At 74.0% G+C, this 13423-nt stretch carries 13 protein-coding genes and 1 tRNA gene; 9 read left to right on the top strand and 5 right to left on the bottom strand.

Annotation, left to right across the window (positions count from 1 at the left end; genetic code table 11):
- Window positions 1–30: 30 nt before the first annotated feature.
- A complete protein-coding gene (locus tag ACQP2P_RS36400; RefSeq protein ID WP_433608756.1) occupies window positions 31–1335 on the top strand; it encodes a PQQ-binding-like beta-propeller repeat protein in 1305 nt (434 codons plus the stop codon).
- A gap of 58 nt (window positions 1336–1393) precedes the next feature.
- Here the strand turns inward: ACQP2P_RS36400 and ACQP2P_RS36395 are convergent.
- Window positions 1394–1465, bottom strand: a tRNA-Val gene (locus ACQP2P_RS36395).
- A 75-nt stretch (window positions 1466–1540) separates the two neighbouring features.
- Here ACQP2P_RS36395 and ACQP2P_RS36390 point away from each other — a divergent pair.
- Window positions 1541–2578: a TRM11 family SAM-dependent methyltransferase gene (locus ACQP2P_RS36390; RefSeq protein WP_433608754.1), complete on the top strand. Its 1038-nt coding sequence runs from the start codon at window positions 1541–1543 to the stop codon at window positions 2576–2578.
- Here the strand turns inward: ACQP2P_RS36390 and ACQP2P_RS36385 are convergent.
- Window positions 2575–4017 carry a beta-N-acetylhexosaminidase gene (locus ACQP2P_RS36385; protein ID WP_433608752.1) on the bottom strand — a complete coding sequence of 481 codons (1443 nt, stop codon included), beginning with the start codon at window positions 4015–4017 and terminating at the stop codon, window positions 2575–2577. The genes ACQP2P_RS36390 and ACQP2P_RS36385 overlap by 4 nt on opposite strands.
- 83 nt (window positions 4018–4100) lie before the next feature.
- Window positions 4101–4442 carry a hypothetical protein gene (locus ACQP2P_RS36380; protein WP_433608750.1) on the bottom strand — a complete coding sequence of 114 codons (342 nt, stop codon included), beginning with the start codon at window positions 4440–4442 and terminating at the stop codon, window positions 4101–4103.
- A 29-nt stretch (window positions 4443–4471) separates the two neighbouring features.
- Between ACQP2P_RS36380 and ACQP2P_RS36375 the strand changes: the two genes are divergently transcribed.
- From ACQP2P_RS36375 to ACQP2P_RS36345, 7 genes are all read left to right on the top strand, one after another.
- Window positions 4472–5596, top strand: a complete 1125-nt coding sequence (locus ACQP2P_RS36375) for a damage-control phosphatase ARMT1 family protein (protein WP_433608748.1) — start codon at window positions 4472–4474, stop codon at window positions 5594–5596.
- Window positions 5597–5797: 201 nt separating this feature from the next.
- Window positions 5798–6280: a hypothetical protein gene (locus tag ACQP2P_RS36370; RefSeq protein WP_433608746.1), complete on the top strand. Its 483-nt coding sequence runs from the start codon at window positions 5798–5800 to the stop codon at window positions 6278–6280.
- 14 nt (window positions 6281–6294) lie between these two features.
- Entirely contained in the window at window positions 6295–6969 is a 675-nt protein-coding gene (locus ACQP2P_RS36365) for a hypothetical protein (RefSeq protein WP_433608744.1), read from the top strand.
- Window positions 6970–7024: 55 nt separating this feature from the next.
- Complete coding sequence (locus ACQP2P_RS36360) at window positions 7025–7822, top strand: hypothetical protein (protein WP_433608742.1); 798 nt, start codon at window positions 7025–7027, stop codon at window positions 7820–7822.
- Between the two features lie 23 nt (window positions 7823–7845).
- On the top strand, window positions 7846–8679 hold the full coding sequence (locus tag ACQP2P_RS36355; RefSeq protein WP_433608740.1) for a hypothetical protein: 834 nt from the start codon (window positions 7846–7848) through the stop codon (window positions 8677–8679).
- Window positions 8680–8791: 112 nt separating this feature from the next.
- Window positions 8792–10234: a flavin-containing monooxygenase gene (locus ACQP2P_RS36350; RefSeq protein WP_433608738.1), complete on the top strand. Its 1443-nt coding sequence runs from the start codon at window positions 8792–8794 to the stop codon at window positions 10232–10234.
- The gene (locus ACQP2P_RS36345) at window positions 10231–11046 is read left to right on the top strand and encodes an alpha/beta fold hydrolase (protein ID WP_433608736.1); all 816 of its coding nucleotides are present in this window, start codon (window positions 10231–10233) and stop codon (window positions 11044–11046) included. Before ACQP2P_RS36350 ends, ACQP2P_RS36345 begins: the two co-directional genes overlap by 4 nt.
- Here the strand turns inward: ACQP2P_RS36345 and ACQP2P_RS36340 are convergent.
- Window positions 10997–12073, bottom strand: coding sequence for a Zn-dependent alcohol dehydrogenase (locus ACQP2P_RS36340; RefSeq protein ID WP_433608734.1), 1077 nt, complete (start codon window positions 12071–12073; stop codon window positions 10997–10999). The two genes, ACQP2P_RS36345 and ACQP2P_RS36340, sit on opposite strands and share 50 nt — an antisense overlap.
- Window positions 12070–13419 (bottom strand): aldehyde dehydrogenase family protein, encoded by a 1350-nt coding sequence (locus ACQP2P_RS36335; protein ID WP_433608732.1) that lies wholly within the window; start codon window positions 13417–13419, stop codon window positions 12070–12072. The genes ACQP2P_RS36340 and ACQP2P_RS36335 overlap by 4 nt, the downstream gene beginning before the upstream one ends.
- Window positions 13420–13423: the final 4 nt, after the last annotated feature.

Genomic DNA, 13423 nt, shown 5'->3' with positions numbered 1-13423 from the left:
GAGGAGGAGCGCTTGATACCGTCGGTGACGGTGATTGACCTCGATGCGGAACCGCGCGGTGCGACGCGGCGGTCCCGCCGGCCCTGGCGGGGGTTCAGCCTGCTCCTCGTCGGCGTGTTGGGGCTGGCCGGTGGTGCGCGGCCGGGAACGTCGCTGGACCCGGCGGTGGTACTGCGCGGCGACGGGGTGAGCGCGGTCGACAGTGACGGGTCCGCGATGTACGTGCTGTCGAGGGCCTCCGTGGCGGCGTACCGGATGCCGGACGGTGCCCGGCGGTGGGCGGTGCCGGTCGCGGCCGGTACGCAACTGCTGGCCGTGGACGATGCGCGGGTGGTCGTGGGGGTCCAGAACGGTACGCGCTTGGCGGCGGCAGCGCTGGTCGGGCTCGATAGCGCCACCGGTGCGCAGGTGTGGCGGCGGATCGGCTACGTGCCGGTGGGGCGCGGCTGCGCGTGCGGGGTGGTGGTCGCCGAGATGTATCCGCCGGGCAGCGATCCGGAGCAGGAGGGGCAGCAGTCGACCCCCTATCTGGCCGGCATCGACGTCCACACCGGCGCCGTGCGCTGGTCGCTCGTCACGCCGCCGGGCGGCCGGCGGCGAGTTGTGTTCGGACCTGGCGAGCGGGTCCGGGTCGCGGTGTTCGACACCGGTGGCACGCTGCGGCTGTACAGCGCCGAGACGGCCGAGGTCGTGCGGACGGTCGGCCTCGAGGATCACGGGCAGGTCGACGAGCTCACCATCTCGGGCGACCGGCTGCTGGTCTACCGCTCCGGGCTGGGGACCATCCTCGGCACGACCGCGTTCGATCTGGCCACCGGCCGGCGGCTGTGGCAACGCACGGCCGAGCCGGACGGCGAGAACCTCTGGTGGTGCGGGCGGGCGATCTGCGCCCGGGCGACCGACGGGGCGAATGACGGGCCGACCGTGGTGCTGGACCCGGACACCGGCCGTGAGCGGTGGCGCGTGGGCGAGCGGACAGAGCTGGGCGGCCTCACCGATCGGTACATGCTGGCCACGCCGTCCCCGCCGGACGGCCATCACCTCGTGCTCGACGCGGCCACCGGCCGGGTCGTCCGTCGCATCGACGGCTGGGAGCCGGTCGGCGACCTGGCGGGAACCCGGCTGCTGGTCGCGGGCCGCAGCGCCGCCGGCGGCTCGCTGATCGCACGCCTCGATATCGAGACCGGCGCGGTGACGGTGCTCGCGCGGGCGCCGGGCTGGTCCGCTCCGCCGGAGTGCTTCACCATGGAAGCGCTGCTGGCGTGCAAGCTGGACCAGGACCGCATTCCAGTCTGGCGGTGGGCGGCCGCGCCCGCCGGGTGGGGCAAGAGTTAGACCCCCTGAACGGATCAGAGGCCGCTTCCGGCGATCGGAAACGGCCTCTGACCTGCGGTGGGCGATACTGGGATCGAACCAGTGACCTCTTCGGTGTGAACGAAGCGCGCTCCCGCTGCGCCAATCGCCCCTGCCGCAGAACTCTACATCACCAAGGGCCGCCCCTGCATCCCGGTACCGCCCGTGTCGGTAGGGTGGTGGACCTATGGCCCTGTATGCGCTGCTCATCCTGCCCTCCGCCAATCGTGTCTACGCCGACGCGTCCGTCGAGCTCACCTGTGCTGAGCTGCGCGCGTTCGACCAGGGGGTGCTCGGCAACCGGCTCGGTGAGGTGGGGCCGCGCGTCGTCGGCGGGGTGCCCTACGTGACGTTCGAGGCGGACGAGCTCACCGAGCGCGACGTCGCGGTGCTCGGGAATCTCTCGTCCGGGTATGCGCTGTTCGAGGTCGTCGGGGAGCTGCTGCGGCCGATGACCACGACGTCGCTCGATCGGTTCGACGACGATCTCATCACCATCCAGAAGTACCAGGGTAAGACGAACGAGCAGTTCACGAAGCTCCTGCTCAACGTCACCCTGCTCGCCTCCGAGCACGCCTCGCAGCTGCTCACGCGGCGGTTTCGCGTGCTCGACCCGCTCTGCGGGCGGGGGACGACGCTCAACCAGGCGCTCATGTACGGGTTCGACGCCGCCGGCGTGGATCGGGACCAGAAGGACTTCGAGGCTTACGCCGCCTTCATCCAGACCTGGCTCAAGCGGAAGCGGATCAAGCACAAGGCCGAGTTCGGGCCGGTCAGGCGGGAACGGCAGGTGGTCGCGAAGCGGCTGCGCATCGAGCTCGCCGCCGACAAGGACGACTACAAGTCCAAAGCTACCCAGCTGCTCGACGTCGTGAACGTGGACACCCTGCGCTCGCGGGAGTTCTTCAAGGACGGCTCGTTCGACCTCGTCGTGACCGACGCGCCCTACGGGGTCCAGCACGGCAGCCGCACGGCCGGCAAGGGGCTCACGCGCAGCCCGGAGGACCTGCTCGCGGAGGCGGCGCCGGTGTGGGCCCGGCTGCTGCGGCCGGGCGGGGCGATGGGCATCGCGTGGAACACGTTCGTGGCCAAACGGGAGCTCGCGGCCGGCCTGCTGGCGGAGGCGGGGCTCGAGGTCGTCGACGACGAGCCCTACCGGTCGTTGCGCCACCGGGTCGACCAGGCGATCATGCGTGACGTCCTGGTCGCGAGGAAGCCCGCCTAGAACACCGTCGGGTCGGGGTGGAAGGCCACGCCCCGCAGTGTCCACCGTGGACCGTGCGCGGCCAGCCGGGCGCGGAACCCGGCCCAGTCCCGTGCGGCCTGCGGCGACCACGCGACCTCGGCGACCGCCGGCAGGCGCGGGAACGTGAGCAGGTCGATGTCGGCCGCGGTCGCGACCGACTCGGTCCACAGCGGGGCCTCGATGCCGACGATGTCGCACGGGCCGGGCAGCAGTGTGTCCGGGTCCCAGTCGTACGCGGTCTGCGTGGTGATGTACCCGGCCCAGTCGTGGCCGATCGGCGTCTCGGCGGTGTAGCGCATGTCGAGGTACACCCGGTCCGCGGGCGACAACAGGATCCGGTCGCCCTGCGCGAGCGCGGCCAGGAGGTCCTCGTCGGGCTCGGGTTTGGCGCCCCAGTACTGCGCGATCCGCCCCGGTTCCCGCTCCGTGGGCCCGATCTGGTGCCAGGCGATGACCGTCTTGCCCAGCGCCGTCACCATCGGCTGCACGCGCGCCATGAAGGTCCGGTAGTCCTGCGCGGACGTGTTCTGCGCCTCGTCGCCGCCGATGTGCAGCCACGGCCCGGGTGTGATCGCCGCGACCTCGGCGAGCACGTCGCGCACGAACGCGTAGGTTTCCTCGCGGCCGACCGCGAGCGTGCTGAAGCCGACCTCGACGCCGGTGTACGCCGCCGGGGGCACCCCGTCGTCGTTGAGCGCCGGGCAGGCGTGCAGGGCCGCGTTCGTGTGCCCCGGCATGTCGATCTCGGGCACGACGGTCACGTGCCGCGCTGCCGCGTGCGCGACGATCCGCGCGTAGTCGGCCTGGCTGAACCAGCCACCGCCCGCGCCGCCGACCTGCGTCGCGCCGCCCACCCGGGCCAGCTGCGGCCACGACTCGATCGCGATGCGCCAGCCCTGGTCGTCGCTGAGGTGCAGATGCAGGACATTGATTTTGTACCGCGAAAGCGCGTCGATGAACCGCAGGACGACCTCGACGCCGAAGAAATGCCGCGCCACGTCCAGCATCGCCCCGCGGTAGGAGAACCGCGGCTCGTCGGCGATCCGCCCGCCCGGCACGATCCAGGGTCCATCCTGGACGGTCGCGGCGTCCACGGTGGACGGCAGCAGCTGCAGCAGCGTCTGGACGCCGTAGAACAGCCCCGCCTCCCGGCGGGCCCGCACGACGATCCCGTCCGCCTCGACGACGAGCTCGTAGCCCTCGTCCGGGCCGTGCCCGACCAGCCGCAGCTCGATCGCGGGACGCGGATGGGCGGCCTCGACGGGCAGCGCGAACCCGGTGGCCGGCCGGAGGGCCTCGGCGAGGTACGCCCCGACGGAGGCGGAGTCGGAGCGGATCGCCGCGTCGGCGCGCAGCTCGTAGGCGGCGTTCGACGGCTCGACGAGGGCCGGGACGGGTACGACCGTGATGTCGTTCATGCCCCGATCATCGCAGGAAGCGGCACCCGGGCCGGCCCGTGCGCCGCGGGCGTGGACCGTGCGTCGGGGGCCGCGGACCCGGGTCAGCGGGCGCGCTGGGGCGGGTGACGCTGGGCCTGCGACGGGGGCACCGCCGGCCGGGCCTGCTGCTGCTGGCGCGCCTTGACGGCCAGCCGGCTCAGGTAGATGAGCGCGCCGCCCAGGACGCCGACGTCGTCCAGGTAGATCGGGTCGGGCAGCAGGTCGACGGGGAAGATTGTGTAGATGATCGCGCCCCAGAAGACCCAGCGGCCGCCGACGCCCATGGCCTGCAGGTATTTGCCGGTCTTCCAGACCCGCACGGCCAGGATGATCGCCACCACCAGCAGGGCGACCAGCACCAGGCCGCCGATCACGAAGAGGGCGTAGAGCCAGTCGTCCGACATGGCTCGAGTTTACGGGCGATACTGCCCCCATGCCCGTCGAGCCACCCGTGATCGTCAGCAGTGACCCGAGCTCGTTTCCGCATTCGGTGCTGCGCGACCGGCACGCGGCGATCGTGGCCAAGGTGCTGGCGGCATATCCGTACGCGCCGCAGGTACGGAAGCGGCTGGAAATGCTCTTGCACGAGCAGGCCGTCGCGCCGCTGGACGACCGCGAGCACGACGCCGCGGCGTGGGCGGTCTGGGGTGCGGGGATGTGGGGGCGGTCGTGGTACGACGTGCCGTTCCTCTTCGCCGAGAACTTCTTCTACCGCCGGCTGCTGGACGCGGTGGGCTACTACGCGCCGGGTGCCTGGCGGGGGATCGACCCGTTCGGGCCGCAGAAGGCCGCCGATCTGCCGGGGGAGCGGGAGCTGGCCGAGCTCGACGCGCTGCGGGCGCTCCCGGAGGACGAGCAGGCCGCGGGCGTGGTGCGGGCGGCGGTGTGGGGCAACCGGGCCGACCTCGGGTTCGGGCTGGTGGCGTCGCACGCGGACCGCGTCGAGGAGCTGCTGGTGGACGACAGCGCGCGGATGTGGAGCCTCACCCGCGGCGGCACGGTGATCGTGGTCGCCGACAACGCGGGGCGGGAGCTGCTGCCCGACCTGGTGCTCATCGACTTCCTGCTGCGCACGGGGCGCGCGTCGCGGGTCGAGCTGCACGTCAAGCCGGCGCCGTACTTCGTCTCCGACGCGCTGAGCGCCGACGTGCTGGCCGAGCTCGGGCGCTTTCCCGCCGGCAGTGCGATCGGCGGGCGGCTGGACGGTGCGCTGCGCCGGGGGCAGCTGGAGCTGTACACGGAGGACTTCTACTGCGCGCCGCTGACCTTCCACGACGCGCCGGACGGGCTCGCGGCCCGGTTCGCGGCGGCGGAGCTGACCATCCTCAAGGGGGATCTCAACTACCGCCGCCTGGTGGGGGATCGGCGCTGGCCGGTGGACACGCCGTTCGAGGAGGTCAGCGCGTACTTCCCGGGCCCGGTCGCCGCGCTGAGGACGGTGAAGTCGGATGTGGTGACCGGACTGGCCGCGGACGCGGAGCGCGGACTGCCCGCGTCATGGCGCACCAGCGGCGCTTTTGCCCTTGTCCAGGTGCGCGGCGTCCACGTGCGCGGCTGAGGTCGCGGGGGAGGCGAAGGTCGGGCCGGCCCAGGACTTGCAGGAGTTCGTCATGCTCAGCACTCTGCCGTGACGGACTTGGCGAGCACTTGCGGCGGACTTGCGAAGGCCCGCAAGCGTGTCCGGGGTCACCCTCGGGAGTGGCTTTTGCCCCGGTGTACCGGGGTATCGCGGCACCTCCCGATGGAGAGGAACGCGCGCATGCAACCTGAAGGCGACGAGCTGGCGCCCCAACCGGATGAGGACGCCCCGCCCGCGCCGGAGAGCGTTTCCGCGGCCCCCACGGACGGGTCCGCACCGGGCAGCGGGGCGGTGCCCGTCGGCGGGGCGGCGCCGGTCAGTGGGCCGGCCCCGGGGTTCGGTTCGGCGGCGGTCAACGGCTCGCCGTACCGGGCGGCCGGCGGCCCGGCGGGCACCCTGGCGGCGCTGTGGAACGACAGCGACCGGCAGCGCATCAAGGCCAAGTGGCAGGAGCTCCAGCTGCGCTTCATCGACGACCCGCACCTGGTGGCCGGCGAGGCGGAGCGGCTCGTGCAGGAGGCGGTGGCCTCGCTGAGCGCGTCGCTGGACGCGCGCCGGGGCCAGCTGCACCAGCAGCGGGCCGCCCGCGGGCTGGACACGGAGAACCTGCGCGCATCGCTGCGTGACTACCGCGAGTTCCTCGATCGCATCCTCGGACTGTGAGGGGTGGTACCGACATGAACTCCACGACCATCACGATCGGCCTGGTGGTGCTGGCCCTGGCGGTCGGCGGCTGGATCCTGCTGCGCGGCGGCAAGGAGGACGAGGACGAGCTGGAGGAGACGGCCCCGGCCGCACCGGTGGCCCAGCCTCGCCCGCCGTCCCCCACGGCCGGCGCCGCGCCCATGGCACCGGGGGGCACGCCCATGGCACCCGGGGGCACGCCCATGGCACCCGGGGGCACGCCGATGGCACCAGGGGGCACGCCGATGGCCCCGGCGATGGGCCAGGCCGCCGCGCCGATGGCCCAGCCGCAGGCGATGGGGCAGCCGATGGCCCCGGCGATGGGTCAGAGCGCCCCGGCGATGGTCCCGGCCGCGGCGCCGATGTCGTCGGTGCCGTTCGGCGGGACCGGCTTCGCGGTGACCGCGCCGCTGACGAGTGAGGCGCACGCGTACGAGGTGCGCACCCGGTGGCAGGAGCTGCAGCTGCGCTTCGTCGACGACCCACAGACCGCGGCCGGGGAGGCCGAGCGGCTCGTGGACGACGCCCTCGCCGGGGTGACCGCCTCGCTCAACGCGCGCAAGGACCAGCTCAGCAACTGGCGGGCGTCCGGCCGGGACGACACCGAGCAGCTCCGGGCGGCCGTCCACGGCTACCGGGACTTCCTCAACCACCTAGTCGGCGCATGAACCCCGTTTGAGCGAGGGTGACGGGCGGGAATACCTCCATTGAAGGAGGACCGCCATGACAGCCACCCAAGTATTGGTCACGATCATTGTCCTGGTCGTGATCGCCGCGCTCGGCTACGGCATCTGGTTCGTCACCCGGCGGCGGGCCCTGCAGAACCGGTTCGGCCCCGAGTACGACCGGGCCGTAGCCGAGGGGGACAGCCGCCTCGCCGCCGAGCGCGAGCTGCGTGAGCGCGAACGGCGCCACGCCGAGCTCGAGATCAAGGAGCTCTCCCCGCAGTCCCGGGCCCGGTACACCAGCAAGTGGGAGGAGATCCAGGCCCGCTTCCTGGACGACCCGTCCGGCGCCGTCCGCGACGCCGACGCCCTGGTGACCGAGCTCGTCGCCGAGCGCGGGTACCCCACCGGCGACTACGAGCAGCACCTCGCCCACCTGTCCGTCGAGCACGCCCGCACCCTCGGGCACTACCGCGACGCCCACGAGATCTCCCAGCTCTCGCAGCGTGGCGAGGCCACGACGGAGCAGCTGCGCCAGGCCGTCGTGCACTACCGCACGCTCTTCTCCGAGCTTCTCGGCACCGACGTCACCCCCGGCGCCGCTCACCACGACGCCGCCCGTCGCGATGCCGCCGACACGGTCGCCGACCGGCCGGCCGACCGCGAGGACCACGCCGAGGCGGCCGCCCGCGCGGCCGAGCACGACGCCGAGCACGTCACCGGGTTCGACGACCCCGGGGCGCGCCACGACGCCGAGCTGCACCGCGCCGACGATGACGACGCCCTCGACGGCGTGCCCGCCCAGCGCACCGGCGGCCGCCTGCCGCATCCGCACGACACCCGCAGCCGGTCGTAGGGCCGGGGAAGGATCTTTCGGCGATGACGCAGCAGCAGGAGCACCACCAGACGTACGTGCCCGGGCAGCGCGACGGTGAGCACGACGACGATCACGTGGCGGTCGGCACCGCGCACGCACCCCACCCGGACGAGGACCAGGCGCCGCACCCGGACGAGGAGCGCTACCCGGCCGCGACGTACGCGTCGGGCTCGGCCGATCCGGACCTGGCCGAACGCGACGACGTCGAGGTGGTCGACCGCGACGACGCCCTGGCCGGGGAGGAGCGCGACGACGAGACCCGGGTGATCGACCGGGACGAGGTCGTCGTGGACGGCGAGGTCGTGGACGGCGAGGTCGTGGACGGCGAGGATGAGCGCGACGAGGACCGGGTCGCGACCGCCGAGGTGCGGGAGGACCAGGAGTGGGCCGCGGAGCACGCGACCCAGATCCGCGCGGGCTCGACGGACCTGGACGAGCCGACGGACTTGGACGGGCCGGCGGACCTGGACGGGCCGGCGGCCGGCGAGCGGGTCGTGGAGGCCGGGGAGAGCGAGCCGGTCGACCATGAGCCGGTGGCCTCGACGCCGGGGTCGGTGGACGTGACGGCCGTCGGGGCGGTGTGGGCCGACGGCGCCGTCGACGGCCTGCGCGAGCGCTGGCGCGAGCTGCAGCTGCGCTTCATCGACGACCCCCGCTCGGTCGCCGACGAGGCCGACGCGCTGGTCGGCGAGGCCGTCGAGACCATCACGAACGCCCTGCAGGCCCAGCGCCGCGACCTCGCGAACTGGCAGCACGAGCCCGGCGACGACACCGAGCGCCTGCGCGCGGCCGTGCGGGGCTACCGCGACTACCTGGACCGCCTGCTCGGCATGTGATCCGGCAAGCGCACTGCGCCAAGCGAAAGGCCCGCCCCCGGGGCGGGCCTTTTGTCATGTCGTACCCGATGGTAACGTCCCTTGGTACCGGACAGTACCAAGGGGGCCGCCAATGCATACGCGCATCGCGATCATCGGCGCGGGCTTCGGGGGCCTGGGCGCCGCCATCCGGCTCAAGCAGCGCGGCCGGACGGACTTCGTCGTGTTCGAGCGCGCCGACGAGCTCGGCGGCACCTGGCGCGAGAACAGCTACCCGGGCTGCGCCTGCGACGTGCCGAGCCAGGTGTACTCCTTCTCCTTCGCCCTGAACCCGCGCTGGACGAGCACCTACTCCCCGCAGGACGAGATCTGGGCCTACCTGCGCGCGTGCGCCGACCGCTTCGGCGTGCGGCCCGCGATCCGCTTCGGCACCGAGGTGCGCGCCGCCGCCTGGGACCACGGCCGCTGGCGCATCGAGACGTCGGCCGGCACGTGGACGGCCGACGTGCTCATCGCCGCCGGCGGGCCGCTCAACGAGCCGGTGATCCCGAAGCTGCCGGGCCTCGAGACGTTCCGCGGCGAGGCGTTCCACTCCGCCCGCTGGAACCACGACGCCGAGCTGGCCGGGCGCCGGGTCGCGGTGATCGGCACCGGCGCGTCCGCGATCCAGATCGTCCCCGCGATCCAGCCCGTCGCCGGGACGCTCACCCTGTTCCAGCGCACCCCGGCGTGGGTGATGCCCCGGGGTGAGCGCCTCCTGCGGCCGTGGGAGCAGCGGATGTACGGCCGCATCCCCGGCGTCCAGCGGCTCGTGCGCGCCCTCGCGTACTGGCAGACCGAGGCGACGGTGCTGGCCTTCCTGCGCCCGGCGCTCATGCGGCTGGCCGAGCGGGCGGCGCTGGCGAACCTGCGCCGGGCCGTGCGCGACCCGGCGCTGCGGGCCCGGCTCACCCCGGACTACCGGATGGGCTGCAAGCGCGTGCTCAAGTCCGACGACTACTACCCGGCCCTGGCGCGCGACAACGTCGAGGTCGTCACCGACGCGATCGCCGAGGTCCGCCCGCACGCCGTCGTCACCCGCGACGGCACCGAGCACCCGGCCGACGTCATCGTCTTCGGCACCGGCTTCCGGGTGACCGACCTGCCGATCGCCGAGCGCATCCGCGGCCGCGACGGCCGCAGCCTGGCCGAGCACTGGCAGGGCAGCCCGCAGGCGTTGCGCGGCACCACCGTGGCCGGCTTCCCGAACCTCTTCCTGCTGCTGGGACCCAACACCGGCCTCGGCCACAACTCGGTCGTGCTGATGATCGAGGCCCAGATCGCGTACGTCCTCGCCGCCCTCAAGACCCTGGACCGCACGGGCATCCGGGCGCTGGAGCCCCGCCCCGAGGCCCAGGCGCGCTTCGTGGCCCGGGTCGACCGCCGCATGGCCGGCACCGTCTGGGCGACCGGCTGCCGCAGCTGGTATCTCGACTCCACCGGCCGCAATTCGACCCTCTGGCCCGGTTCGACGTGGGCGTACCGCCTGAAGATGCGCCGCTTCGACCGCGACGCCTACCAGGAGGTGACCGCATGACGGTCCACTTCGTCCGCCGGGGGCACGGCGGGCCCCTGGTGCTCATCCACGGCATCGGGCACCACTGGCGGGCGTGGGAGCCCGTGCTCGACCGCCTCGCCGAGCGCCACGACGTGATCGCGCTGGACCTGCCCGGCTTCGGCCGCTCGCCCGCCCCCGCCGTGAACCGGGGCATGCCGACCGCCGTCGCCGCGCTGGGCGAGCTCTTCGCCGGCCTCGGCCTCGACCGCCCGCACGTGGCCGGCAACAGCCTCGGCGGCGCGATCGCGCTGGAGCTGGCCGTGGCCGGCCTGGCGCGCTCGGCGACCGCGCTCTCCCCGGCCGGCTTCGCCACCCCGGCCCAGGTGCGCCGGGCCCTGCGGACGCTGCGCAGCATGCGCCTCGGCGCGTTCACCCCGGCGCCGGTGCTGCGCGCGTTCTACCGCACCGCGTTCGGCCGCCGGTTCTCCTTCGCCCCGCTCGTCAGCGACACGTCGTACTTCACGCCCGAGCGGGCCCTGGCCGACACCCTGGCCCTGCGCGGCGGCAAGGGCTTCGCGGCGGTGGCCCGGCACGGGGCGACCTACGCGTTCACCGGCGACCCGGGAACGGTCCCGATCACCGTCGCGTGGGGCGACCGGGACCGGATCCTGCGGCCCGTGCAGGCCCGGCGGGCCCGCGAGGTCCTGCCGGCCGCGTGCTTCGTGGAGCTGCCCGGCTGCGGGCACGTGCCGATGAGCGACGACCCGGACGCCGTGGTCCGGGTCGTGCTCGGCACGGTCGCTAGAACCGGATCAGCGTCCGCGCTCCCTGACCGGCCCGCATCCGGCTGAACGCCTCGCCGACGCCGGACAGGTCCACCTCGTCGGAGACGAGCGCGGCCAGGTTCAGCCGGCCGGCCCGGTAGTGCTCCAGCAGGATCGGCACGTCGACGGCGGGGTCGGTGCTGCCGTACATGCAGCCGACGATGGTCCGGGCGAAGAACGCGACCTCGAGGGCGTTGAACGTCACCGGGTCCTGCGCCGAGCCGAGCCCGACCACCGTCGCGGTGCCGCCGCGGCGGGTGGCGGACCAGGCGGCCCGGATCGTCTCCCCGCGCCCCACGCACTCGATCGCGTGGTCCGCGCCGAGCCCGCCGGTGAGCGCCCGGATCTCCTTGGCCAGCCCCGCGTGGGGGGCCAGGAAGTGCGTGGCGCCGAGCGAGCGGGCGAGCTCCTCCTTGGCCGGGCCCGGGTCCACCGCGATGATCTCGGACGCGCCGGCCAGCCGGGCGCCCTGGATCGCGGCCAGCCCGACCCCGCCGAGCCCGATGACCGCGACCGTCTGGCCCGCCTGGACCCGGGCCGCGTTCGTGACGGCGCCGACGCCGGTGAGCACGGCGCAGCCGAGCAGGGCGGCCTCGGCGAGCGGGATGTCGGCCGGGACCGGGATGCACGCGTGCGCGCCGAGCACCGTCTCGGCCGCGAACGCGCCGGTGCCCAGGCCCGCGTAGACCGGCTCGCCGCCCACCGTGGCGAAGGGCACCGCGCGGGCGTCGTCGGCGTGCAGGCACAGGTAGGGCTCGCCGTGCTCGCAGTGCCAGCAGGCGCGGCACGGCGGCGACCAGTTCAGCACCACGTGGTCGCCCTCGGCGACGTCCGTCACGCCCTCGCCGACCTCGACGACGACCCCGGCGCCCTCGTGGCCGAGCACGGCCGGCAGCGGCTGGCGCAGGGTGCCGTTGGCCAGCGACAGGTCGGAGTGGCAGACCCCGGCGGCGGCGAGGCGCACCCGCACCTGCCCGGGCCCGGTCGGGTTGAGCTCGATCTCCTCCAGGGCCGGCGGCCCGTCGAGCGAGCGCAGCACCGCGGCCCGGGTCACAGCTGCACCGACTTCACGGCGGTGAACTCGTCGTAGCCGTGCACCCCGAGCTCGCGGCCGTAGCCCGAGTGCCCGATGCCGCCGAACGGCGCGAGCGGGTTGAAGGCGCCGCCGTTGATGTCGACCTGGCCGGTGCGCATGCGCCGGGCGAAGGCCACCGCCCGGTCGCGGTCGGCGGACCAGACCGCGCCGGCCAGCCCGTACTTGGTGGCGTTGGCGATGCGGACGGCGTCGTCCTCGTCGCGGTACCGGATGATCGACAGCACCGGCCCGAAGATCTCCTCCTGGGCGATGGCGTCGGCGGGGTCGACGCCCGCGAAGACCACCGGGGCCACGTAGTAGCCGACGGACGGCACCGCGCCGCCGCCGAACGCCATCGTCGCCCCGTCCCGCCGCCCGCGCTCGATGTAGCCGAGGACCCGGTCGCGCTGCGCCGCCGAGGCGAGCGGGCCCAGACGGGTGGCCGGGTCGGCCGGGTCGCCGACGGTGTACTTCGCCGCGGCCGCGACCGCCAGCTCCACGGCCTCGTCGTGGCGGGACTCGGGCACGAGCATCCGCGTCCAGGCCGTGCACGTCTGGCCGGAGTTGAGGTAGCAGTTGCCGATGCCGACCTTGACCGCGGCGGCGAGGTCGGCGTCGGGCAGGATCACGTTGGCCGACTTGCCGCCGAGCTCGAGCGCGACCCGGGTGACGTTGGCGGCGGCGAGCGCGGCGACCTTGCGCCCGGCGGCGGTGGAGCCGGTGAACGAGATCAGGTCGATGCCCGGGTGCCCGGCCAGGGCCGCGCCCGCCGGGTCGCCGTAGCCGTGGACCACGTTGTAGACCCCGTCGGGGATCCCGGCGGCCCGCACGAGCTCGGCGAGGCGGTTGGCCGACAGCGGGGCGACCTCGCTGGGCTTGTGCACCACCGTGTTGCCGGCCGCGAGCGCGGGCGCCACCTTCGCGATCGTCTGGTGCAGCGGGTAGTTCCAGGGCGTGATCGCCCCGACGACGCCGACCGGCTCGCGGTACACCTCGGAGTTGCCGATGCGCTCGGGCTCCTCCGGGCGGCGCAGCAACGCGACCATCGAGCCGAGGGTGGCCAGCGGCAGCCCGACCTGCACCTTGCGGGCGATCGGCAGCGGCGCGCCCATCTCGGAGCTGATCAGCGCGGCGAGCTCGGGCGCGGCGGCGGTCATCGCGTCCAGCAGCGCCTGGAGGCGATCGGCCCGCTCGGCGCGGGGGAGGGCGGCCCAGGCGGGCTGGGCGGCGCGGGCGGCCGCGACGGCGCCCGAGACGGTGTCGGCCGAGCCGGGCGGGACGGAGCCGACGACCTGTTCGGTGGCGGGATTGACGACGTCGATCACGGTG

Source organism: Dactylosporangium sp. CA-139114, from assembly GCF_050955725.1.
Taxonomy (GTDB): Bacteria; Actinomycetota; Actinomycetes; order Mycobacteriales; family Micromonosporaceae; genus Dactylosporangium.
Note: the sequence above shows the minus strand (reverse complement) of the source record. Positions and strands in the feature narration are given on the sequence as shown.

Bases quoted from the DNA above. Each gene is read 5' to 3' on its own strand.
- ACQP2P_RS36390 (WP_433608754.1), top strand. From the start codon at position 1,541: ATGGCCCTGTATGCGCTGCTCATCCTGCCCTCCGCCAATCGTGTCTAC.
- ACQP2P_RS36375 (WP_433608748.1), top strand. From the start codon at position 4,472: ATGCCCGTCGAGCCACCCGTGATCGTCAGCAGTGACCCGAGCTCGTTT.
- ACQP2P_RS36370 (WP_433608746.1), top strand. From the start codon at position 5,798: ATGCAACCTGAAGGCGACGAGCTGGCGCCCCAACCGGATGAGGACGCC.
- ACQP2P_RS36365 (WP_433608744.1), top strand. From the start codon at position 6,295: ATGAACTCCACGACCATCACGATCGGCCTGGTGGTGCTGGCCCTGGCG.
- ACQP2P_RS36350 (WP_433608738.1), top strand. From the start codon at position 8,792: ATGCATACGCGCATCGCGATCATCGGCGCGGGCTTCGGGGGCCTGGGC.
- ACQP2P_RS36355 (WP_433608740.1), top strand. From the start codon at position 7,846: ATGACGCAGCAGCAGGAGCACCACCAGACGTACGTGCCCGGGCAGCGC.
- ACQP2P_RS36345 (WP_433608736.1), top strand. From the start codon at position 10,231: ATGACGGTCCACTTCGTCCGCCGGGGGCACGGCGGGCCCCTGGTGCTC.
- ACQP2P_RS36385 (WP_433608752.1), bottom strand. From the start codon at position 4,017: ATGAACGACATCACGGTCGTACCCGTCCCGGCCCTCGTCGAGCCGTCG.
- ACQP2P_RS36360 (WP_433608742.1), top strand. From the start codon at position 7,025: ATGACAGCCACCCAAGTATTGGTCACGATCATTGTCCTGGTCGTGATC.
- ACQP2P_RS36380 (WP_433608750.1), bottom strand. From the start codon at position 4,442: ATGTCGGACGACTGGCTCTACGCCCTCTTCGTGATCGGCGGCCTGGTG.